General features: G+C 71.6%; 19 protein-coding genes. 12 read left to right on the top strand and 7 right to left on the bottom strand.

Annotation, left to right across the window (positions count from 1 at the left end; genetic code table 11):
• Positions 1–27 precede the first annotated feature (27 nt).
• The gene (locus tag K318_RS0114510; protein WP_029090004.1) at positions 28–669 is read right to left on the bottom strand and encodes a hypothetical protein; all 642 of its coding nucleotides are present in this window, start codon (positions 667–669) and stop codon (positions 28–30) included.
• Positions 670–742: 73 nt separating this feature from the next.
• Between K318_RS0114510 and K318_RS0114505 the strand changes: the two genes are divergently transcribed.
• Complete coding sequence (locus tag K318_RS0114505) at positions 743–3,028, top strand: prolyl oligopeptidase family serine peptidase (protein WP_084500277.1); 2,286 nt, start codon at positions 743–745, stop codon at positions 3,026–3,028.
• Here K318_RS0114505 and K318_RS0114500 read toward each other — a convergent pair.
• The 4 genes from K318_RS0114500 to K318_RS22230 all read right to left on the bottom strand — a co-directional run bounded on the left by K318_RS0114500 (position 3,003) and on the right by K318_RS22230 (position 6,541).
• Positions 3,003–4,304, bottom strand: coding sequence for a DUF418 domain-containing protein (locus K318_RS0114500; RefSeq protein ID WP_084500275.1), 1,302 nt, complete (start codon positions 4,302–4,304; stop codon positions 3,003–3,005). The two genes, K318_RS0114505 and K318_RS0114500, sit on opposite strands and share 26 nt — an antisense overlap.
• Before the next feature lie 61 nt (positions 4,305–4,365).
• Positions 4,366–5,103, bottom strand: a complete 738-nt coding sequence (locus tag K318_RS0114495) for a hypothetical protein (RefSeq protein WP_029090001.1) — start codon at positions 5,101–5,103, stop codon at positions 4,366–4,368.
• An 80-nt stretch (positions 5,104–5,183) separates the two neighbouring features.
• Positions 5,184–6,134: an ABC transporter ATP-binding protein gene (locus tag K318_RS22235; RefSeq protein ID WP_051298059.1), complete on the bottom strand. Its 951-nt coding sequence runs from the start codon at positions 6,132–6,134 to the stop codon at positions 5,184–5,186.
• A complete protein-coding gene (locus K318_RS22230) occupies positions 6,131–6,541 on the bottom strand; it encodes a GntR family transcriptional regulator (RefSeq protein WP_051298058.1) in 411 nt (136 codons plus the stop codon). Before K318_RS22230 ends, K318_RS22235 begins: the two co-directional genes overlap by 4 nt.
• 115 nt (positions 6,542–6,656) lie before the next feature.
• On the opposite strand from K318_RS22230, the gene lplB reads away from it, so the two are divergent.
• From lplB to thyX, 4 genes are all read left to right on the top strand, one after another.
• Complete coding sequence (gene lplB, locus K318_RS0114480) at positions 6,657–7,808, top strand: lipoate-protein ligase small subunit (protein WP_245579921.1); 1,152 nt, start codon at positions 6,657–6,659, stop codon at positions 7,806–7,808.
• A gap of 160 nt (positions 7,809–7,968) precedes the next feature.
• A complete protein-coding gene (locus tag K318_RS22225) occupies positions 7,969–8,409 on the top strand; it encodes a FitA-like ribbon-helix-helix domain-containing protein (protein WP_035282126.1) in 441 nt (146 codons plus the stop codon).
• A 32-nt stretch (positions 8,410–8,441) separates the two neighbouring features.
• Complete coding sequence (locus tag K318_RS25770) at positions 8,442–8,573, top strand: PIN domain-containing protein (protein WP_281170708.1); 132 nt, start codon at positions 8,442–8,444, stop codon at positions 8,571–8,573.
• 164 nt (positions 8,574–8,737) lie between these two features.
• A complete protein-coding gene (gene thyX, locus K318_RS0114465; protein ID WP_029089999.1) occupies positions 8,738–9,523 on the top strand; it encodes an FAD-dependent thymidylate synthase in 786 nt (261 codons plus the stop codon).
• Positions 9,524–9,624: 101 nt separating this feature from the next.
• Here the strand turns inward: thyX and K318_RS0114460 are convergent, their stop codons facing one another.
• Positions 9,625–10,674, bottom strand: coding sequence for an alcohol dehydrogenase catalytic domain-containing protein (locus K318_RS0114460; RefSeq protein ID WP_029089998.1), 1,050 nt, complete (start codon positions 10,672–10,674; stop codon positions 9,625–9,627).
• A gap of 931 nt (positions 10,675–11,605) precedes the next feature.
• On the opposite strand from K318_RS0114460, the gene K318_RS22220 reads away from it, so the two are divergent.
• The 7 genes from K318_RS22220 to K318_RS22195 are packed head-to-tail and all read left to right on the top strand — an operon-like array spanning position 11,606 to position 21,492.
• A complete protein-coding gene (locus K318_RS22220; RefSeq protein WP_035282123.1) occupies positions 11,606–13,204 on the top strand; it encodes an ABC transporter substrate-binding protein in 1,599 nt (532 codons plus the stop codon).
• Positions 13,204–14,268, top strand: a complete 1,065-nt coding sequence (locus tag K318_RS22215) for an ABC transporter permease (protein ID WP_084500273.1) — start codon at positions 13,204–13,206, stop codon at positions 14,266–14,268. The genes K318_RS22220 and K318_RS22215 overlap by 1 nt, the downstream gene beginning before the upstream one ends.
• Complete coding sequence (locus K318_RS0114440) at positions 14,265–15,227, top strand: ABC transporter permease (RefSeq protein ID WP_084500272.1); 963 nt, start codon at positions 14,265–14,267, stop codon at positions 15,225–15,227. The genes K318_RS22215 and K318_RS0114440 overlap by 4 nt, the downstream gene beginning before the upstream one ends.
• Positions 15,224–17,221, top strand: a complete 1,998-nt coding sequence (locus K318_RS22210) for a dipeptide ABC transporter ATP-binding protein (protein WP_084500270.1) — start codon at positions 15,224–15,226, stop codon at positions 17,219–17,221. Before K318_RS0114440 ends, K318_RS22210 begins: the two co-directional genes overlap by 4 nt.
• The gene (locus K318_RS22205) at positions 17,218–18,708 is read left to right on the top strand and encodes an NtaA/DmoA family FMN-dependent monooxygenase (protein WP_084500268.1); all 1,491 of its coding nucleotides are present in this window, start codon (positions 17,218–17,220) and stop codon (positions 18,706–18,708) included. Before K318_RS22210 ends, K318_RS22205 begins: the two co-directional genes overlap by 4 nt.
• The gene (locus K318_RS22200; RefSeq protein ID WP_051298057.1) at positions 18,701–19,540 is read left to right on the top strand and encodes an LLM class flavin-dependent oxidoreductase; all 840 of its coding nucleotides are present in this window, start codon (positions 18,701–18,703) and stop codon (positions 19,538–19,540) included. The genes K318_RS22205 and K318_RS22200 overlap by 8 nt, the downstream gene beginning before the upstream one ends.
• Positions 19,537–21,492 (top strand): FAD/NAD(P)-binding protein, encoded by a 1,956-nt coding sequence (locus tag K318_RS22195; RefSeq protein WP_051298056.1) that lies wholly within the window; start codon positions 19,537–19,539, stop codon positions 21,490–21,492. Before K318_RS22200 ends, K318_RS22195 begins: the two co-directional genes overlap by 4 nt.
• Here the strand turns inward: K318_RS22195 and K318_RS0114415 are convergent.
• Positions 21,482–22,270 (bottom strand): SurA N-terminal domain-containing protein, encoded by a 789-nt coding sequence (locus K318_RS0114415; RefSeq protein ID WP_035282120.1) that lies wholly within the window; start codon positions 22,268–22,270, stop codon positions 21,482–21,484. The two genes, K318_RS22195 and K318_RS0114415, sit on opposite strands and share 11 nt — an antisense overlap.
• Positions 22,271–22,362: the final 92 nt, after the last annotated feature.

Genomic DNA, 22,362 nt, shown 5'->3' with positions numbered 1-22,362 from the left:
CGTTCTGAGGACACGGCCGAGGGGTTCTCAGCGCTGCGGCCACGCGCCCATGAGGGCCCGGGCGCGGTTGAGGAGTTCGATGACCTCCCGTGTGCTCATGTTCCGGACTCCGGGCACGAAGACCCAGGAATGCTGCTGGCCCCTGCCGAACCTGCGCACAGCGGGAGAGAGCAGCGGGCGCAGGTGCAGCGGCATCCTCGTGTTGACGTTGTGCAGACCCGAGGGCGTGAGCATCATGACGGCCCGGAGCGTATGACTGCCGCTGCTGGGAAGCATGACCAGCCGATTCTCCGCCGGGCCCAGGTCCTGCCACGGCAGCGGGCCCACGCCGCGGAGAGTGAGCCCCCGCCCGTCGATGACGACGGGGCTGCGCTCCGTGTCCCGGTACTGCCGGTGTCGCTTCCGCATGGAACGCACCAGAGCGAACATGAATGCACCCAGCACCATCACACCGAACCCGCCGATGACCGCCGGCACGGGCAGCGGTGTGCCCGTGAGGAAGACGATCAGCAGAACAAGCGGCGGGGCGACGATGAGGAGCGCCACGAGGCCGAGGAGCACAGCGGTCAGGCCCAGCGTCAGCTGCGCCCAGCCGGAGGCAGCGCCGCGCAGCTCGATCCTGCCGTGCGTCTGCAGTGCGTGCAACGCCTCTTCGATCGTCGGTGTCATGCCCTCACGCTACCGGCGCTTCCGCACTCAGGGCGTCTCCACGCTGAGCGGCGGCAGTCGCTAGGGTGGCCGTATGACGAGCGGATCCTCCCAGACGACGAAGACCACGCAGTCCGCCGAGCAGGAGGAGACCCTGCTCCACGACCCCCACCTCTGGCTCGAGGAGGTCGAGGGCGAGGCGGCCCTGGCCTGGGTGGACGAGCAGAACGCACGCACCCTGGCGCGCTTCGCGGACACCGCCTACGAAGGTCTGGTGACCTCGATCCGCGATGCCCTCGACTCCGAGGACCGCATCCCCGGCGTGAGCAAGCTCGGCGAGCACTACTACAACTTCTGGCGCGATCGCGCGCACCCCAAGGGACTGTGGCGCCGCACCTCCTGGGAGTCCTATGTCACGGAGTCCCCGGACTGGGAGATCCTGCTCGATGTGGACGCCCTCGCGGCCGCCGAGGAGACCGAGTGGGTCTTCCAGGGCGCCCGCGTCCGCCGCTCCGACAGCCGCCGCGCACTCGTCTTCCTCTCCCCGGACGGCGGCGATGCGCACATGGTGCGCGAATTCGACCTGGAGGCGAAGGCCTTCGTCGCGGACATGCCGGATACCGGCGGGGACGAGGCTGGGGCGAGCGATGCCCCCTTCGTCCTCCCCACGGCCAAGGCCCAGGCCAGCTGGGTCGACGACGACACCCTCCTCGTCGCGACCGACTGGGGTCCGGGCACCCTCACCGATTCGACCTACCCCGCCAGTGCCCGCCTGCTGCGCCGCGGGCAGGGGCTCCACGAGGCGGCGGAGATCAGGACCGTCCCGGCGGCCTCCCTCGCGGTGTTCGCAGGGACCGACCGCACGCCCGGGTACGAGCGCGCCGTCGTCACGGAGGCCCTCGACTTCTACAATTCGCGGACCTGGATCCGCGCCCTGCCGCTCGAGGGCGATCCGGCCGCCGGCTGGACCCTCATCGATGTGCCCACGGACGTGTCCGTCGATGTGGACCGCGACCTCCTCCTGTTCCGCCCGCGCACCGACTGGACCGGCACGGACCCGGACGGCGAGGAGTTCACGGTGCCCGCGGGAGCGCTCGCCGTCGCGCCCTATGAGGAGTTCGTCCACGGTGCGGCGGAGGGCCGTTCCGGTGCCCGCCCCCGCATCGTCTTCGCGCCCGAGGCCGTCGCCCAGCCCGCGGCTTCACTCCAGGGGTGGTCCTTCACCCGCAATCACCTCGTCCTCGCCTTCCTCCGGGACGTCCGGTCCGAGCTGCGGGTCATCGGCCGCTCCGCGCTGCGGCAGGTGCCCGAGGCGCACTCCGCTGCCGCCGAGGCCGGCGAGCCCGCGCCGGGAGAGCTGCCCGGCGTCCCCGTGCCCGGCGTCGATCCCATGCTCTCCGTCGGCATGGGCGCGGTGGACCCGGACGACGAGGAGTGCGGCGACGACGTCTGGATGACCGTGAGCGGGTTCCTCACGCCCACCACGCTGCTGCGCGGAACACTGGGAACGACGGCCTCGGGCGGGGAACCGCCTGCGGTGGTCAAGACGGCCCCGCAGCTCTTCGACGCGAGCGGCCTCACGGTCACCCAGCACTTCGCAGTGAGCGCGGACGGCACTCGGGTGCCGTACTTCCAGGTGGGGCCGGCCTCCGCACAGGATCCGGCCTCGGCGGCAGAGCCGGCCCCCGTCATGCTCGACGGCTACGGCGGCTTCGAGCTGTCCCGCCTTCCCGGCTATGCCCCCACGATCGGGCTGGGCTGGCTGGAGCGGGGCGGGACCTATGTGCTCGCGAACATCCGCGGCGGCGGTGAGTACGGCCCCGGCTGGCATGCCGCCGCACTCCGTGAGAACCGGCACCGGGCTTATGAGGACTTCGTCGCAGTCGCCCGCGATCTCGTGGCCCGCGGGGTCACGGTCCCCGAGCGGCTCGCCTGCTCCGGCGGGTCCAACGGCGGCCTGCTCGTGGGCAATATGCTCACGCAGTTCCCCGAGGACTTCGGCGCGGTCTCCTGCGGCGTCCCGCTGCTGGACATGCGCCGGTACACGCGGCTCTCCGCCGGGGCCTCCTGGGCCGCGGAGTACGGTGATCCCGAGGATCCGGAGCAGTGGGAGTTCATCCGCACCTTCTCGCCGTACCACCTCATCGACCCCGCGGCCGACCATCCGCCGGTGCTGTTCTGGACGGCCACCTCGGACGACCGCGTGGGTCCGGTGCAGGCGAGGAAGATGGCCGCGCGGATGCAGGAGGCCGGGATCGAGGACGTGTGGTTCTACGAGGACCGGGACGGCGGGCACTCGGCGGCCTCGGACAACGAGCAGGCCGCCCGCACCCGTGCCCTGTCCTACCGTTTCCTCATGGAGCAGCTGACCGCCCGCTGAACGAGGCCGCCGGCTGAACCGGATCGTCGCTGCCGTACGTGAGCCTGCGGAGCAGCAGCTCAGCGGGGCCGCGCCGGCCGCGACGGTCCAGCCGCACCGCGAGGCCGATCCCGGCCAGCCACACCAGCAGCGCGAGGCCCAGAGCGGCGGCGGTGCCCATATGGGCACCGAGGCCCAGCCCCCAGGCTGCCATGAGCGGCGCGAAGACGAGGGACTGCCACAGGTAGAAGGTCAGAGACCGCTGCCCCGTTGCGCTCAGTGCCCGCAGCGGGGCCGGTGTGCGCGCGGCACCCTGCCAGCGCAGGGCGATGAGCCCGAACAGGGCCGCGTAGCCGATGCCGGTGAAGATCCCGGTGAACACCGCGAGACCGAAGAACATGAATCCGGGCTCTGCGGGCAGGCCGATGCTGGCGGGATCGACGAGGCCGGTGTGGGCGAGCGCTCCCGGCAGGCCGCCGAGCCACCCGATGGGGATGCCGAACGCTGCGATGCGGATGAGGGTCCGCCGGTGCCGAGCAGGTTCGTCGAGCAGCCGGTGGCGCGCCGCCAGCCAGCCCAGCAGCACGCAGACCGGGATGGCGAGTCCGATGATCTGCGCCGGTGTGAGCACGGCCCAGATCCCCAGCCGCGCGAGGACGGAGACCGGGTAGCTGCTCTCACCCACCGCCGCCTCACGGCCGTCCGCGACACCGAGGCCTCCGCCCGCTGCCGCCGCGGATCCGGGCTGCTCGGCGGCGAGAGCGCCGCCGACGACGCCGAGTGCCGCGACGAGCCCGATCAGGCACAGGCCGATGCTCGAGCAGACCAGCAGGACCCTGTCGCTGCGCCGGAAGAGGATCCCCATCAGCACGAGGGCCGTGAGCGCATAGGTGCCGAGCACGTCACCGTAGAACAGCAGGCCCGCATGGATGAGGCCGAAGGCGAGCATCCACCAGTGCCGGCGACGCAGCATCCGCCGGACCGCGGTCTCCGGGATGCCGCGGGCGAGGCGGCTGTTCGCGAACTGGACGATGCCGTAGCCGAAGAGGAAGGCGAACATCGGGACGGACCGGTGGTCGATCATGATCATCATGAGCGCCTGCAGCACCCGGTCGAGGATCGTGCCCTCCGTGGGGTGGGCATTGGTGAGCCCGCTCGACCGGTCCCACAGGAAGAAGGAGACATTGGCCAGGGCGATGAACAGCAGCATCATCCCGCGCGCGATGTCGGGCGCGAGCGAGCGCCGAGGTGCGGTGGGCTGAGCCGGGGCGGTCGTGTGGGCGGCGGGGTGCGGCATCTCGATCTCCTTCCGTCCGGGCGGGCGAGAGCGCAGTGCGCACCGCCCGCCCGGACTCATCTCAGGGCGTCGCTCGGCGGAGGGACAGCAGCGAGCCGATCCCGAGCACCACGGTCGTGGCCCCGATGACCCCGGCGGCGCCGAACGGCCCCAGCTGTGCCACCCAGCTCACGACATCGCCCCAGGCCTCCATCCGCGTGATGACGAAGGCGGCGGCGACGAGGAGGACAGCGAGTCCGATGAGCAGGGTCGTGAGCACCACCGTGCCGAACTGGCGGTACAGGGTGGCGAACCAGAAGCCGATCACGAAGAAGAACATGACCAGGGCGAAGACCAGCACGGCGGCGCTCGCCCAGCCGCTCTCCCACACCCAGGGGAGGTAGGTGACGTAGCCGTGGATGCCGTAGCCGTCCGTCGCCTGCTCGAGCAGGCCGAGCAGCACGTACACGAGCGCCATGCCGGCGGCGGAGAGCGCGGCGGCCAGCATGGTCCCGAGGAAGAACTCCCGGCGGGTGAGGCTGAGCGCCTGCGAGAACGGGAAGGTGAGGGTCATCGCCTGGATGCCCGCCACGAGGAAGTACCAGAGGGGCGCCTGGCCGCCCCCGCCGTACATGGGTTCGTCCGCGCCGATCATCGCGTAGATCGCCAGCGAGATGACGAGCGAACCGCCGAGCACCATCAGGGGAACCCAGACGAAGATGTACGTGTTGACGTACTGGACGCGGACGACGTTCAGCACGCGCGAGAGCGTGCTCGGAGGCTGTGCTGCGGGGGCGCTGCGCCCGGGGGTGCTGTCCATGTGAGTCCTTGACGGGTTCGGGGTGTGCGCCCGCCTGCCGGGCGTCGTGAAATCGGCCGAGGTGAGTGTGCCTGTCGTGCTCATGAGCTCTCTCCTGCTCCTGCTGTCCGCGGTGCTCGGGACCGCGGCGTTCCGTTCTGCCCGGCGCCGCTGCGCCGGCTCTCGTTCTGCCTGCTGAGGCGGACCACGAGCTGCTGCAGGGGGACCGGCGAGCGCTCCAGCCCTGCGGCCGCGGCCTCGGCGGCCTCGGCCTGGCCCAGGCTGCCGAGCAGGGTGACGGCGGCGACATTGCCCAGGCGCTCGCGATGGAGCACCTCGCGGTCGCCGATGAAGCGCTCGACCTGGTCCGCGTCGCCCGTGAGGGTGACGGCCTCGCCGCGGAGCTCGTCCGCCGTGCGGTCCACGAGCAGCTTCCCCTCGTCGATGACGATGACCCGTTCGATGAGGTCCGCTATCTCGTCGATGAGGTGCGAGGAGAGGAGGATAGTGCGGGGGTGCTCCGCGTAGTCCTCCATGAGCCGCTCGTAGAAGAGCGAGCGAGCCACGGCGTCGAGGCCCAGATAGGGCTCGTCGAAGAAGGTCACCTCTGCGCGTGAGGCGAGGCCGATGATCACGCCCACGGCCGAGAGCTGGCCTCGCGAGAGCTTGGAGATGCGGGTCTTCAGCGGCAGCCGGAAGTCCTCGATGAGCGCGGCGGCGTACTCCTCGTCCCAGTGCGGGAAGAACAGGGAAGCGGCCTTGAGGGCGTGGGCCGGGGTGAAGTCGTCCGGATACTTCTGACCTTCGCGGACGAAGCACATGCGCGAGAGCACGCGCCTGTTCTCGTAGGGCGCCTCGCCGAACACGCGGACGCTGCCCGCGGTGGCGAAGTTCTGGGCGGTGAGGATGGACATCGTCGTGGTCTTGCCGGCGCCGTTGCGGCCGAGGAAGCCGTAGATGGTGTTCTCCTCGATGCGGAAGCTGATGTCATCCACAGCCAGGGTGCCCTTGTACTGCTTGGTGAGGTGCTCGACCTCGATCACTGCGGTCATGATGCGTCCTCCTGCTGGTGAGTGGCGGCGCCGGAGTCCCGTCCGGTGCCGGTGGTCTCGAAGTCGCGCACGAGGCGGGCCACGTCCGCGGGACCGAGGCGCAGGCGGCGCGCCTCGGCGAGCATGGGTGCGATATAGGCCTGCGCAAAGCTCTCCCTGCGCTCGGCCAGGAGCCTCTCCCTGGCGCCGGCGGCGACGAACATGCCGATGCCCCTTCTCTTGTAGAGGATTCCCCGGTCCGTGAGTGAGGCGACTCCCTTCGCCGCCGTGGCCGGATTGATGCGGTGGAAGGCCGCGAGCTCGTTGGTGGACGGGGCCTTCTCCTCCTCGCCGAGGCTGCCGTCGACGATCGAGTCCTCGATGGCCTCGGCGATCTGCTGGAAGAGGGGCCGCCCCGAGTCGAACATCCGCGCTCCCGATCACTGGTTGCTGGGTTACTTACTCGACTAACTAACCATTCAACCGAAGGGGCTGTCAAGAGTGCGGGCGCGGGCGGCCGCGGAGGGGGATTACGGTAGGGCTATGACTGAGCAGATGAGCGGGGCGGCGCAGGGTGCAGAGACGGCGGAGGCGGCCGGCGACGCCTCCGGGCAGGAATCCGGAGCGGGGGAGGAGTCCTTCCACGGTGAGCACAAGGTGCCCGGCGGCAAGCTGGTGGTCGCGGATGTGACGACCGACGGGCGGCGCATCACGGGCGCGAAGATCTCGGGGGACTTCTTCCTGGAGCCCGAGGAGGCCTTCGCCGCGCTCGCCCCGGCCCTCGTGGGAGCCTCGGTCGCGGACGACGGGGCCGCGCTGGTCGCGAGGCTGGAGACCGCTCTTGCGGAGTTCCGCCCGGAGCTCGACCTCCAGGGCTTCTCACTCGCGGACATCGCCACGGTGGTCCGGCGGGCGCTCACCCGTGCCCGCGACTTCACCGACCTCAGCTGGGAGGTCGTCCACACCCCCGTGCTGCCCACGCGCGTGAACGTGGCGCTCGACCAGCACCTCCTCGACGAGGTCGCGGCGGGACGGCGCGGTCCCACGGTGCGCTTCTGGGAGTGGGACGACAGGGCGGTGGTGATCGGCTCGTTCCAGTCGTACGTGAATGAGCTCCACCCTGCAGGTGTCGAGCAGTACGGGGTCGAGGTCGTCCGGCGCATCTCCGGCGGCGGGGCGATGTTCATGGAGGGCGGCAACTGCATCACGTACTCGCTCTACGCCCCCATCGACCTCGTGGCGGGCCTCGACTACGCGGAGTCCTACGCCTATCTGGACCGCTGGGTGATCGAGGCGCTGGCCAGGCACGGCGTGGACGCCTGGTATGTGCCCATCAACGACATCACCTCCGCCAAGGGCAAGATCGGGGGTGCGGCGCAGAAGCGGCGGCGCGGGGCCGTGCTCCACCACGTGACGATGAGCTACGACATCGATGCGGACAGGATGACGGAGGTGCTGCGGATCGGCAAGGCCAAGCTCTCGGACAAGGGCATCGCGAGCGCGAAGAAGCGCGTGGACCCGGTGCGGAGTCAGACCGGGGCGCCGCGGGAGGAGATCATCGAGACGATGATCGAGACCTTCGTCTCGCGCTACGGGGCGGTGCGTGCGGATCTGGCCCCGGAGGAGATCGCCGCGGCCGAGGCCCTCGTCGAATCCAAGTTCGGCACCCCGGAGTGGACCCATCGGGTGCCCTGAGGTCCGGTCCGGTCGGCAGTACCATCGCGAGTCCGGTCGGTTGATTCGTCAGTGGGCCGGCGGACCGAGTCCCGAGGGGCGGTCATGGACGAGTGGCGCGCGACAGCATTGATATCGATCGGGCGAGCCGGTCCGGCGACCGTCGATGGAGGGGGCTGTCATGGCGAGCATCGTGGTGCGGGGGATCGACGATGAGGTGAAGCAGGCGTTCCGGCAGCTCGCGGCCGCGCGCGGCAGCTCGATGGAGGCGGAGTTGCGCAGGCTCATGGAGCGTGAGGTCCGCGAGCGCGCGGCTGAGGTCGGGGGCGCCCGCAGCGACCTGCATCCCGCTGGGGTGCCGGTCACAGTGAATGCCGCCGAGGCACCGGGAGCGGCGGGTGCCTCCGGGGAGCCGCCCCAGGAGAAGCCGTGGCTGCTCCAGCTGCGGGAGCTTGCCCTGGAGTACGGCCGCGTGGAGCTGGACATTCCGCCGAGGGTGGGCGACATCACCGAGGTCCACCCGGGCGCCGCCGCACTGCGCTCGGCTCGGGGATGCGCTGGTTCTTCGACCGGATCGGCTGTCTTCCCTTCGATGGGGACGCGGCGGAGACATGCGCCGTGATCGCGGGGGTGCGGCGACGGTCCGGGCGGGGGATGAGCCTGCCGGATGCGATGATCGCCTCCATCTGCCTCACCCGCGGCCTGCCATTGGCGACCCGGAACGTCCAGGACTTCGAGGGGCTGGGCATCGAACTCATCGACCCGTGGAACCCGGACCGGCGGTGACCGGCGCCCCTGCCGCTGATCGGGACCTGGGCGTCAGCTCCCGGCGGCGCGGCGGGTGCGGGGGCAGCGATGCGTCTGTGAAAGACTGAGCGCCTGTACCCGGTGCGGCGCCGGGAGGTCTGCGGTGCCGGGACGAACCATCCCAGCCGATCCGGAGGTCATCCGTGCGCCACGTCGAACCCACCGTCTCCCTCATCGCCCGCCCCCAGATCGACTGGGACGCCGTCGAGGCCTACCTGGGAGAAGTGGGCGGCACGGCGTGGGCCGACCGTGTGCGCGAGGCGGACTCCCCTGACGGCGAGGACCTCCTCGAGTTCGCCGGCCGCATGTGCTATCGCTCGTGGGAGCCGGGGCTCAACCCCAATGTCTCGCGGGTGCGCACGGACTCCGCGCAGTACCTGGGCAATGTCATCGGCTCGCAGCACGGTTCGGTCCTCGAGCATGCGAACTTCACCTTCGTGCTCCACAACGTCTCGCGTGTGCTCACGCACGAGCTCATCCGCCACCGCGCAGGGTGCGCGTACTCGCAGGAGTCCCTGCGCTATGTCCGCCTGGACGAGATCCCCTTCTGGTTCCCGGAGTGGGCGCGGGAGGACGCCGAGCTCATGGAGCGCAGCCTCAAGGTCCTCGACACCCTCGAGGAGCACCAGAGGTGGATGGCCGAGCACTTCGAGCTGGACCGCGAGGACACCAAGTTCGCCCACAAGAAGCACATGACCTCGTTCATGCGCCGCTTCGCCCCCGAGGGGCTGGGCACCGGCATCGTCTACACCGCCAATCTCCGCTCGCTGCGCCACGTCGTCGAGATGCGCACCGCCGCCGGTGCGGAGGAGGAGATCCGCCTGGTCTTCGGCAAGGTCGCCGAGATCATGAAGGAGGAGGCTCCCGCGATCTTCGCCGACTACTCCGTCGAGGACGGCGAGTGGAGGCCCGGGACCAGGAAGGCCTGACGCTCCGCATCACATCGCCGAGTGAGCGCTTTCTGTCGGTTTTCGGCGCTCAGGTCGACAGAAAGCGCTCACTCGGCGAATGGAGCCCGGGGGTTCGGGGCTCAGGGGCGGATGACGGTGAGGCCGGGCGTCGTCCCCTCGCTCATCGCGACGAGGGCCTCCGGCGTCTCCTCGAGGGTGAGGGTGCGGGTGACGAGGTCCTGCGGCCGGAGCCGTCCGGACGTCACCAGATCGAGGAGCGGCGGGTAGTCGGCTGCGGACATCCCGTGGCTGCCCAGGAACGCGATCTCGCGGCCGATGACGGCGGGCACCGCGGTGACCGGGGCCTCGGCGAACAGCCCGATCTGCACATGCCTGCCCAAAGGCCGCAGCGCGGCGAGCGCGGTGTTCATGGTGACCGGCAGGCCGAGGGCCTCGACCGTCACGTGCGGGCCGTGCTCCGTCCCCTGCGCTGCCGCTGCCGCGCGGACCGCCGCCGCGGCCTCGTCCTCGCTCAGCCCCGTGGTGTTCACGGCTGCCACGGCTCCCATCCGCAGTGCGAGATCGAGGGCTCCCTGCGTGATGTCGACCGCGATGACGCGCGCTCCCATCGCTGCCGCGATCATGACCGCGGACAGCCCCACTCCGCCGCACCCGAACACAGCGACGACCTCGCCCTCGCGCAGCTCCGCGCGCGCGTGCAGGCCGCGGAAGGCGGTGGCGAAGCGGCAGCCCAGGGAGACGACGGCCTCGGCGGGAAGGTCTGCGGGCACCGGCACCAGGTTCACATCCGCATGATGGATGACCACCTCCTCCGCCCAGGAGCCCCAGTGGGTGAAGCCGGGCTGGGTCTGGTCCGGGCACACCTGGGCACTGCCGGAGACGCAGAACTCGCAGGTGCCGCAGCCGGAGACGAAGGGAGCCGTGACGCGGTCGCCGACCGCGACCGCCGTGACGTCCGCGCCCACGCGGGCCACCGTGCCCACGAACTCGTGCCCGGGTACGTGCGGGAGGGACACGGTGTCGTCGTGGCCGGTCCAGGCATGCCAGTCCGAGCGGCACAGGCCGGTAGCCTCGACGGCGATGACCGCGCCGTGCGGCGGGGGTTCCGGGGCCTCCACCCGGGTGACGGCGGGGGTCTGGGCGAAGGTGTCGAAGTGGACTGCGCGCATGGACAGGAGTGTAGGACGGAGGAGAGCCGTCGCCGAGGCCGGTCCCGGCAGTCGGGCACGCTGGGGGAGCGGACCGGACCGGCGCGGCGGAGTCGCGGACCAGCGCAGCGCGGCGGGTGTGAATGCGCCGCTGATCGTCATGAGGCGTCACGGGCTTTCATGGATTGGTGACCTGTCTCCGGGGACGCTATTGTTGTTCTCGGTTCAGAGATTTCGCCTCCACGGGAGGGTTTTCCCCGAACCGCTGTGCGGAAGACTGCTTCCGCCCGTCTGCCGGTACAGAAGACCGACACAGAGGAAGACTCACGATGATCGCATTCAGGAACTCGCAGGTCTGGGCACTGGCCGCCCGCTTCGAGGCCCTCGATTGTCGTCGCTCCATGTGTGCGCGCATCTGCATGTGAGCATCTCCATGTGACCACAGCGCCCGTGCAGGCACCAGCACTCGTGTAGGTGTGCGGTGCCTCTGCGATCCGTTCCGTGTGAACGATCCTGCTCCGTGTGATCGTGTGAACAGCACTGCTCTGCATGACCGGTACGGCCCTGTGCGAGCTGCTGCTCCGCGGCGTTCCTCACCCGGCGTCCCTGCCCTGCAGGTGTCGCGTGGCTTCGCAGGCACGGCTCTGCCTCATCCGGGCTGCTGAGCATGACCCCATCGCTCGCAGAATCACCGCTCGCAGCATCGCTGCACATGCATTCTCCACTCCCTTTCCGCTGACGCGCAGAGTCACCTGACTCGTCGGTTTCGCCGGTGTGCCGCATTTCCGGCGCTCCGCCATTCCACCCTGCCGTTTCTGCGTGCTGTTCCATTCTCAACTGATCATTTCTCCCAGCCGTTTCGCCGCATTCGGCTGGGTGAAGCGAGTGCACAGCGAACGCTCCGCACCTCCATCTCCGCACATCGAGTCTGCACATCCAGGAGACCTCTTCCATGCACACACGTTCCGCCCTCTCGCTGACCGCAGCGGCACTGTCCGCCGTCCTGCTGCTGAGCGCCTGCGGGAGTCAGCCCGATCCCACCGCCGCCGCGGGCGAGCCCGTGAGCGGCGGCACCCTGCGCATCGCCTACGACACGGACCCGCAGTGCGTCGACGGCCAGCAGGTGGGCCAGAACACCGCACTCAATGTCACGCGCCAGGTGACGGATTCGCTCACCGACCAGGACCCGGAGACCGGGGAGATCGTGCCCTGGCTCGCGGAGAGCTGGGAGGTCAGTGAGGACTCGCGCGAGTTCACCTTCCATCTGCGCGAGGGGGTGACCTTCCAGGACGGGACGCCCTTCACCTCGGCCTCCGTGGCGGAGAACTTCGCGGCGATCCAGGACCTCGGGGCCAGGGCCACGCAGGGCTCCTCCTACCTCGCAGGCCTGCGCTCCGTCGAGACGCCGGACGAGCACACCGCCGTCGTCGCCTTCGAGGAGCCGAATGCCCAGTTCCTGCAGGCGACCTCGACCATGATCCTCGGCTTCTACTCCTCTCAGACGCTGGAGAAGACTCCCGAGGAGCGCTGCGGCGGCGAGATCGTCGGCACGGGTCCCTTCACCCTCGAGAGCTTCACCCCGGCGGAATCGGCCTCGCTGGTCCGCTACGACGACTACGCCTGGCCGTCCTCGCTCGCCCGGCACGAGGGCCCCGCCCATCTCGATGGCATCGAGATCACGGTGGTGCCGGAGGCCACGGTGCGCAACGGCAGCCTCAGTTCCGGACAGATCGACGTCGACACCGCGGTGCTGCCGCAGGACGAGGAGACGCTGGAGGCCTCGGGCTTCCCCGTGCTCTCGCGGCCCAATCCGGGCATGACCTACAACCTCCTGCCCAAGGAGTCGAAGCCCATCGCGGAGGAGCCGGAGGTGCGCCGGGCGATCAGCAAGGCGATCAACCGGGAGGAGCTCGCCGCCGTCATCTCCTCGCACCAGTCGCCGGCGACCTCGGTCCTGTCGCAGTCCACGCCCCAGTACACCGACCTCTCCGCGCACCTCGCCTTCGATCCGGAGGGCGCCGCGGCGCTGCTGGACGAGGCCGGCTGGGAGCTCAACGCGGAGACCGGGATCCGCGAGCGCGACGGCGAGCCGCTGAGCATCGAGCTCAGCTACTGGCAGACGGTGCCGTTCCTCGAGCTCGTGCAGCAGCAGCTGCGGGCCGCAGGCATCGACCTCCAGCTGGACAGGGCCACGCTCGCCGAGCACACGGCGGCGCAGGAGTCCGGCGACCTCACCTTCGACTTCTACAACCTCACCCGTTCGGACGCGGACATCATCAGGACGGTCTTCGACGCGCGAGCCCGCAACGTCAACGAGCGCGAACCCTCGGAGATCGAGGACATCCTCACGGAGACGACCGTGACCACGGACCCGGCCGCACGCACCGCGCTGTTCGAGCAGGCCGCGGTGAAGCTCATCGAGGAGGGGCACGCGATCCCGCTCGTCGAGCTCTCCGGCGTCTGGGCGACGTCGCCCGAGGTGCAGGGCCTCCACTTCGAGGCGTCCTCGCGCGTCCAGCTCTACGACACCTGGCTGGCGGGTGAGCGCTGATGCGACTCACTCCCACCGCGGCCCTCGTGCTGCGGCGCCTGGGGCACGGCGCCGTGGTCTTGTGGGCGGCCTTCACGCTGGCCTTCCTCGTGCTCTACGTGCTGCCCGGCGACCCCGTGGCGATCCTGCTGGGCGGGGACCAGTCCACGGCCGCGCCGGAGGAGATCGCCGCCGTCCGCGCCGAGTACAACCTCGACCGGCCGCTGCTCGTCCAGTACCTCCTGGCGCTGACCGCGGCACTCCGGTTCGATCTGGGCAGCTCCTTCGCCACCGGCCAGCCCGTGGTCGAGGCGATCGGAGCCGCGCTGCCCTCCACCGTCGCGCTCGCCGTCGCCGCCCTCGTGCCCGCAGTCGTGGGCGGCACCGCGCTCGCGGTCCTCGCCGTGAATGCCCGGCGACCGGCGCTGCGCGCCCTCCTGTCCGGACTTCCCGGCCTGGGTGTGGCGCTGCCGACGTTCTGGGTGGGCCTCATGCTGCTGCAGGTCTTCTCGTTCCGGCTCGGCTGGGTGCCTGCCCTGGGCGCCGAGGGCCTCCTCGGCCTCGTCCTGCCCGCCGCGACGCTCGCGCTGCCGCTCGGTGCGATGGTCGCGCAGGTCCTGCTGCGCGCGCTCGACCGCGCCTGGCGCGAGCAGTACGTCACGACCTTCCGGGCCGCCGGGATGGGCCGGCCCCGCCTCCTGCTCTCGCACGCGCTGCGGGTGGCGAGCCTCTCCCTGCTCTCCGTCGCCGGCGTCATCACCGGCAACCTCCTGGGCGGGACGGTCATCGTCGAGACGGTCTTCACCCGCAGCGGCCTGGGCCGGCTCGCGGAGTCCGCGGTCTCCTCACAGGACATCCCGCTGGTGCTCGGCATCGTGGTCTTCTCGGCCGTCGTGTTCGTGCTCGTCAACCTCGCGACGGATCTGCTGTACCCGCTCGCGGACCCGCGCACACGCCCGGCAGTGCGGGCGGCAGTGCGGAGAGCGGCGGAGGCCTCGGCTGAGGCATTGCCTGCGGCCGGTGCCGAGGCGAACCAGACCCACAGCCCCACCCCCACCCGTCCGACCGAGGAGGTGCGCGCATGAGCGCCGGACTGAGCTCATCACAGCCCACCGCCCCGCACGTGCAGGAAGCGGAGGCGCAGCGCACTGGAGCCTCGCACGCAGGCGCACAGCACACGCAGTCCGCAGAGCCGTCCCGGACCCCCGGCGGGAGACCGAGCCTCCGGGGTACTGCCCCGCTGGGCCGCATCCGGCCGGGGCTGATCCTCGCCGCGGTCCTCCTCGCGCTCGTGACGGCCTGGGCGCTCGCCCCTGACCTGTTCACGGACCGCGACCCGCTCTCCGGAGACCCGCTCCAGCGGCTCCAGGCACCGGGCACCGGTGCGCTGCTCGGCACGGACCAGCTGGGCCGCGACGTGCTCTCCCGGATCATCCACGGCGCCGGTTCCTCGCTGGGCACCACGGCTATCGCGGTGCTCATCGCCTTCGGTGCGGGCACGGCGATCGGCGTGGTCGCGGGCTTCCTCGGCTGCGGCGTCGATGCGGTCCTCATGCGCGTCATCGACGTCCTCCAGTCCATCCCCGGACTGCTGCTGTCGATGTCCGTCGTCGTGGCCCTGGGCTTCGGCGCGGTGAACATCGCGCTCGCGGTCGCCCTGGCCTCGATCCCGGCCTTCGCCCGGGTGGCGCGCGGCGAGGTGCTGCGCTGGCGCTCGACGCTGTTCGTCGAGGCCGCCCGCCTGAACGGCATCCGCACCCCGGAGATCGTGGTCCGCCATGTGCTCCCGCACGCCGTGGGCCCCGTGTTCGCACTCGCGGCGCTCGAGTTCGGCTCCGCGATCCTCGCGGTCTCGGCGCTGAGCTTCCTGGGCTACGGCGCACCGCCGCCGCAGCCGGAATGGGGCCTCCTCGTCTCCGAGGGCCGCGATTTCATCGCGAGCGCATGGTGGCTCACCACGATGCCCGGTCTCCTCATCGCCGCGGTCGTCCTCTCCGTCAACCGCATCGCCCTCGCCCTCGGATCCGGAAGGAGCCGCTCATGAACCCCGCAGCCCTGGCCCAGGCCGCTCTGTCCCAGCCCGCACCCGTGCAGTCTGCGGTGCCCAGCCCCCTCTCCGTCTTCCTCGGCCTGGCCCGGCACGCCGAGCAGGAGCTCACGGGCACCACCCTGTCCTCGGTGCCGGCGCTGTCCGAGGCGCCTGCGGGGGCTGGATCCGCATCAGCACTCGCGAGTGCAGCCGCCCCCGCGACCGCGCCGGCACCCACGACCGCACCGGCCGCTGCCGCGTCCACCGTGCCCGCGGCCGAGGCGGACCCGACTCCCGTGCTCCGCCTGCGCGATCTCACGGTCGGCTATCCCGGACGCGACGGCGAGGTGACCGCCGTCGCCGGGGTCGACCTGGAGGTGCGCGCGGGGGAGACGGTCGCGATCGTGGGCGAATCGGGCTCGGGCAAGACGACGACGGCGGCCGTCGCCGCGGGTCTGCTCACGGGCGGGGCGCGCATCGAGGCCGCGGAGCACAGCGTGTTCGGCACGGACATGCGCGGCGCGGGGGAGCGGGCCTGGCACGGCGTGCGGGGCACCCGGATCGGCTATGTCCCGCAGGACACGGGGGCCGGGCTCAACCCGGTGCGCACCATCGGCTCGCAGCTGAAGGAGGTCCTGGCCCTCCACGGCCGTACGCGTGCCGAGGCGGAGGAGCGTCTCCGCACCGTGCTCGCTCAGGTGGGCCTGGACCCCGAGGCGCACCCGGGCCGCTTCCCGCACGAGTTCTCCGGCGGACAGCGGCAACGGGTCCTCATCGCCCTCGCCCTGGCCGGCGATCCGGGGCTCATAATCGCGGACGAGCCCACCTCGGCCCTCGACGTGACGGTGCAGAAGCAGGTGCTCGACCTGCTCGCCGGCCTCGTCGCCGAACGGGGCACGGCCCTCATCCTCATCACCCACGATCTCGGCATCGCCCGGGACCGGGCCGACCGGGTCCTCGTCATGTCGGGCGGCCGGCTGGTCGAATCCGGTCCGGCCGCGCGGATCCTCGACCGCCCGCGGCAGGAGTACACGAAGCGGCTCATCGCGGCGGCACCGGGCCTCACCGGCGTGCCGCTGCTGCAGAGCCATCGGGCGCAGGGCGGGCAGGAGCAGAACTCCGCCCCTGAGGGCGGGGCGGGCGAGCCCCTCATCCGCGTCACCGGCGTGGTCAAGACCTACACCGGGCATCGGGGCGGTGCCGCTCGCCCTGCCGTCGACGGCGCGGACGTCACACTGCGTGCGGGGCGGACGCTGGGCATCGTCGGCGAATCGGGATCGGGCAAATCGACGACCGCCCGCATCCTCGTGGGCCTCGAATCCGCGGATGCCGGCACCGGCACCGTGCTGGGCGAGGACCTTGCGACGCTGCCGCGGAAGGTGCGGTCACTGTCCCGGCGGGCGCGGTTCGTGCACCAGGACGCGACGGCCGCGCTCGATCCCTCGTTCACGGTGGGACAGTCGATCGCGGAGCCGCTGCGGGGCTTCCGGCTCGGCGGCCGGGCGGAGCGCCGGGCACGGGTCGCGGAGCTGCTCGACCTCGTGGCGCTGCCCCCGGAGTTCGCCGAGCGGCGGCCCCGCGAGCTCTCCGGCGGCCAGCGTCAGCGGGTCACGCTCGCCCGCGCGCTCGCGAGCACCCCGGAGATCCTCGTCCTCGACGAGCCCGTGTCCGCACTCGACGTCTCGGTGCAGCAGCAGATCCTCGAACTGCTCCTCGACCTGCAGGAGCGCCTGGGGCTCGCCTACGTCTTCATCAGCCACGACCTCGCCGTCGTGCGGCACATCGCGGACGACGTGCTGATCATGGCCGGCGGCCGCGTGGTCGAATCCGGACCCGCCGCCGAGGTCTTCGACCGTCCGCGCACCGGGCTCACCCGTGCCCTCGTCGCCGCGGTCCCCGGGACCGCGCACCGCCGTGCAGCGTCCGGCGCAGCCGTGCCCCGCACAGCCGAGCCCCGCACAGCAGCGTCCAGCACCCCTGTCCGTCCCGTCCCGATCGGAGCACGATGACCACGCATCCCGCCCACAGCGCACCCGCACGCGAGGTCCACCTCGCCGCCCACTTCCCGGGCGTGAACAACACGACCGTCTGGACGGATCCGGCCGGGGGCTCGCACATCGACTTCGACAGCTTCGAGCGTTTCGCGCGGACCGCGGAGGCGGGACTGTTCGACTTCCTGTTCCTCGCGGAGGGGCTGCGCCTCCGTGAGCACAAGGGGGAGATCTTCGACCTCGACGTCGTGGGCCGCCCGGAGACGGCGACGGTGCTCGCCGCTGTCGCCCAGGTCACGGAGCGCCTGGGGCTCGCCGGCACCTTCTCCGCGACGTTCAACGAGCCCTTCGACCTCGCACGGAAGCTGGGCACACTCGACCACCTCTCCGCAGGTCGTGCGGCTTGGAACGTCGTCACGACGAACAACGCCTTCACCGGCGCGAACTTCCGCCGCGGCGGCTATCTCGATCACGCCGACCGCTATGCGCGGGCCGAGGACTTCATCTCCGCGGCGCGGACGATATGGGAATCCGGCGGGGACGAGGCGGCCGGGGCCGGAGGCGATGCCGGTCCCGCGCAGCCCGGCGGCCGGTTCGCGCACTCCTCGCGCTTCTTCGACATCGAGGGGAGGTATCCGCTGCCGCGCAGCCGGCAGGTGCACCCCGTGATCTTCCAGGCAGGGGACTCCCCGGACGGGAGGGACTTCGCGGCGGGCAGCGCGGACGTGATCTTCACGCGCCACTCGGAGCTGGAGGAGGGTCGGGCCTTCTACGCGGACATCTCCCGCAGGCTCGCCCGCTTCGGCCGCGGAGAGGACGAGCTCAAGATCTATCCCGGCGTCACCTTCGTGCTGGGCGACACCGAGGCCGAGGCGCACGAGCGTGCCGCCCATGTCCGCCGCCAGCAGGTGTCCGGTCCCGGGGCGATCGCCTTCCTCGAGCAGCTGTGGGGCCGCGATCTCACCGCCTGCGATCCGGACGGCCCGCTGCCGGAGATCGACCCGGACTTCGACAATGCGGACATCACCCGCGGCCGGGTCCGGCACGTGAAGGACCCGCGCCCGGTGGCCCGCGCCTGGCGCGAGAGGGCGGAGGCGGAGGGACTCTCGATCCGCGAGCTCGTCATCGAGGTGTCCGCGCGCCACTCGTTCGTGGGCACCCCGGGCCGGGTGGCCGAGCAGATGAACGAGTACGTCCAGCAGCGCGCAGCCGACGGCTTCATCCTCATCCCGCACCTCACTCCCGGCGGCCTCGACGAGTTCGTGGCGCGTGTGGTCCCCGAGCTGCAGGAGCGCGGCGTCTACCGCACGGAGTACCCGGAGGGCGGGATGCTGCGGGACAACCTGGGCCTGGCCGGGTACCGCCCGGAGGCGCAGTGGGCGGCAGCGCGCGCCGCCGCCCGCGCCGCGGAGCACAGCATCGGAGAGCGCAGTGCCGCGGACGAGCACAGCACAGAGCACAGCACGCAGTCACAGGCTGCGGAGAAGGAGACCGCACATGTCTGACGCACCCGCATCCGCCACCGCACCCACCGCTGTGCGCCTCGAACCGGGCGCGCTCGCGGACCCGCCCGCGCTCCGGGAGGCGGTCCGCGCCCTCGACGCGGCCGGCGTGCGGTGGATCGTGCTGGGCGACGACGGCGCCTCGGGCGCGGACGCACTCACCGCCGCGGCCTGGCTGGGACCGGCCACCACGCAGGCGGTGCTGGTGCCGGAGGTGCCGGTCACCCACACGGAGCCCTTCCACGTCGCGACCGCCACCGCCACCCTTGACCACGTCTCCCGCGGTCGCGGGGGCTGGTCGCCGGTGGTCCAGACGACCGAGGCCGCCGCCCGACTGACGGGCCGTCGTCCGGTCGCCCCGCTCGTCGAGGCCTGGCGCGAGGCCGCGGAGATCGACGAGGTCGTCACCCGCCTGTGGACCTCGTGGGAGCCCGATGCGGAGATCCGCGACGTGGCCACAGCCCGCTTCCTCGACCGGGAGAAGGTGCACTACGTGGACTTCGCGGGCACGGACTCGGTGGGGGAGGAGTTCACGGTCAAGGGGCCCTCGATCGTGCCCCGCCCGCCGCAGGGCGAGCTGCCCGCGCTCGTGACGGCGGATTCCCCCGAGGCCGCCGAGGCCGCGCTCGCCTTCGCCGACCTCGTGCTCCTGCTGCCGGATGCGGGGATCTCCGCGGCGGAGCTCGGCGAACGCGCCGCCGCGCGCGGCCGCAGCCCGCACATCGTCGAGGCCGGCGGACCCGAGGACGGCGGGACGCTCACCGTGGACGCGGCCCTGGACCTGGCGGGCTCACCCGCCCTCGCCGTGGGGGCGCCTGCGGCGGGAGCGTCGTGACGTCCCGCCTCGTGTTCGTGGGCGGCGGACCCAAGACGACGGGTCTGCTCCTCGCGCTCGCCGCGGCGGCCCGGGAGGACAGGGCCGCCTTCCCTGCGCACGTCGAGATCATCGTCGTCGATCCCTTCCCTCCCGGCGGCGGGAGGATCTGGCGGCACGCCCAGTCGCCGACCCTCTGGATGAACTCGCTGGCCGAGGACGTGACGATCTTCCCGGATGCGGACGCGCCGTTCCCCGCGCTCACCGGACCCAGCCTCGCGGACTGGGCGGCGGAGCGGGACCTCTCCCACCTGGGGGTGCCTGCGGGAGGGCTGCGCGGGAGCGATTTCGCGCCTCGGCGTGTGCAGGCGGAGTACCTGGCCTGGGCGTACGCGCGGGCGACCGAGGCGCTGCCGGCCGGCTTCGCGCTGGAGACGGTGCGCGGGCGCGCGCTCGCCGCCGAGCCCTTCGGCGACCAGCACATCGTGTCCTACGAGGAGCGCGGGCCTGCAGGCGAGCCCGTCTACCACAGCGTCCTCGCGGACGGGCTCGTCCTCGCGCAGGGCTTCCTCGAGGTCGCCGATGACGCCGAGACCGCGACTCTGCGGGAGCAGGCGGCGGCGCACGGGCTCGGCTACGTCGCACCCGGCTACACCGCCGATGTGGACCTCTCGGTGCTGCCCGCCGGCGAGGATGTGCTGGTGCGGGGGATGGGCCTGGCCTTCATCGACGCCATGATGATGGTGACGGCCGACCGCGGCGGGAGGTTCGAGCGGGTGCCCGCCCCGGACGGCGAGGGCCCGGGGACCGTCGTGTATCGCCCCTCCGGACGCGAGCCGCTGCTGTGGGCGGGCTCGCGGCGCGGTGTGCCGTACAAGTCCAAGCTGGGTCACCGGCCCGAGGGCCTGCGCATCGGTCCCACCCGCTGGCTGACGGCGGAGACGCTGCGGGCGCTGCGCGGACCGGAGGGCTTCGTCGACTGCGAGAGGACGCTGTTCCCGCTGCTGGAGGCCGAGCTCGCGCACGCCCACTACGCGGAGCTCGCGACGCGGTACGAGGGCAGGACCACCGCCTCGGCCGCGGACTTCGAGCAGCGGTTCGCCGCCTGGCACCGGGCCTTCATCGCAGGCAGGACCGAGGAGGCCCGCCGCCTGCACGGTGAGTGGATCCGCTTCGCGGAGCGCACCGTGCCGGATCCCGTCGACCGCTTCGACCTCACATGGCTGGACCGGCCCTTCGCCGGCCGGGAGTTCGCCTCGCAGGAGGAGTTCGAGGCCGAGGCCGCCGGACACGTCCGCGGGGAGATCGACCGGGCCGCGGATGCGCGGTACTCCCAGGACTCGGCGGTGTTCTTCGCGCTCGTCTCCGCGTACTACGTGACGCGCGAGCTCGTGAGCGCCGGCGTGTTCGCGCCCGAGGACCGGATCCGCAATGTCGACGGGCGGTTCCACGGGCTCTTCTCCTACATCGCCTCCGGCCCGCCGCCGGAGCGCCTGGAGAACCTGCTCGCACTGCACCGGGCGGGCATCGTGCGCTTCCTCGGCGCCGATGCGCGCGTGCGGGTGGACGGGGGAGGCAAAGGGTCTGCGGCCTTCGCGGCGACCAGCCGGGCCCATCCCGACGAGGTGCGGGCGCGGTGGCTGATGGACGCGCGCCTCGCGCCCGTGGCTGCCGCGCGGGCCGAGGACGCACTGCTGCGCGGCCTGCTGCGCTCCGGCCATCTGCTGCTCGAGGAAGGCGGCGGAGGTGCCGCCAAGCTCGTCGCGGACGAGGCGGGCCGGGCCGTGCGGCCGGACGGGAGCGTGCACGATGCGCTCCTGCTCGTGGGGCCGTCCGTGGCCGGCTCGACCGCCGAGGCCTTCTCCCGTCCCGGCATCGGCGCCCGCGTGTTCCGGGACAACGCGAAACTGGTGGGCACCCTGCGCACGGCGCTGAGCGAGGTGCGAGCGAAGGCCTGCCGCCTCAGAGGTTGATCGTGACGTCCGCGTCCTCGCCGAGGCCGGCGACGATCTCCTGGGCGGCGGCATTCTGCTGCTGGCTGACCATCTGCTCGGCGAGCTGATCGCGGATCTCCTCGAAGGGCGGGACCTCCGCCGGCTGCTGGCCGCCCTGACCGCCTGCCTGCTCCATCTGCGCCGCATAGCCGTCGTACTGCTCGCGCAGCTCCTCCTCGGAGGGCGCCTCGATATCGGCCTCCTCGCTGATGAAGGTGTTCACCCGGTACTGGGAGGCGGCGTCCTCGCGGATCTGCTCCTCGCTGAGGCCCTGTTCGCCGAGCGCGGTGACGACCTCCTCGGCGGAGCCCATGCCGTTCTGCGCGGCGATGTCGGAGAGCGTGGCGTCGATGTCCTCCTCGCTCGCCTCGATCCCGGCGTCGTCCGCGGCCTGCGTGAGCAGGCGGTTGTCGACGAGCATCTGCGCCACCTGCTGTTTGAGGGCCGTCTGGTCGACCTCCTCGCCCGTCTGCTGGCTCTGCATCGCCGACTGCTGGAGCTGACCTTCGTAGTTCGAGACGAACTCGTCCCGGGAGATCTCCTCGCCGTTGACGACAGCGACGACCTCGGGCACATCTGCGACATCGGCCTCGGGCGCGGCGGGAGCGCCCTCCTGGCCGCCCTGACCTGCCGGCGCGCTCTGCTCCGCCTGGGCCTCGGGGTCCTGCCCCGAGCTGTCTCCGCCTCCTGAGCCGCAGCCGGCGAGCGCGAGGGCGCAGGCTGCTGAGAGGGCGATGAGGGCGGGTGCGGTCCGCATATATGGACTCCTGAATGCTAGGGGGCCCAGAGGCTACACGTTCGGCCTGAACGGCGCACACATGCCGGAAGCTGACAGGCACCGCCGGAGGT

Source organism: Brevibacterium album DSM 18261 (genome assembly GCF_000426445.1).
Taxonomy (GTDB): Bacteria; Actinomycetota; Actinomycetes; order Actinomycetales; family Brevibacteriaceae; genus Brevibacterium; species Brevibacterium album.
The sequence above is the reverse complement of the archived record's forward strand: the minus strand, read 5'-3'. Positions and strand labels throughout refer to the sequence as shown.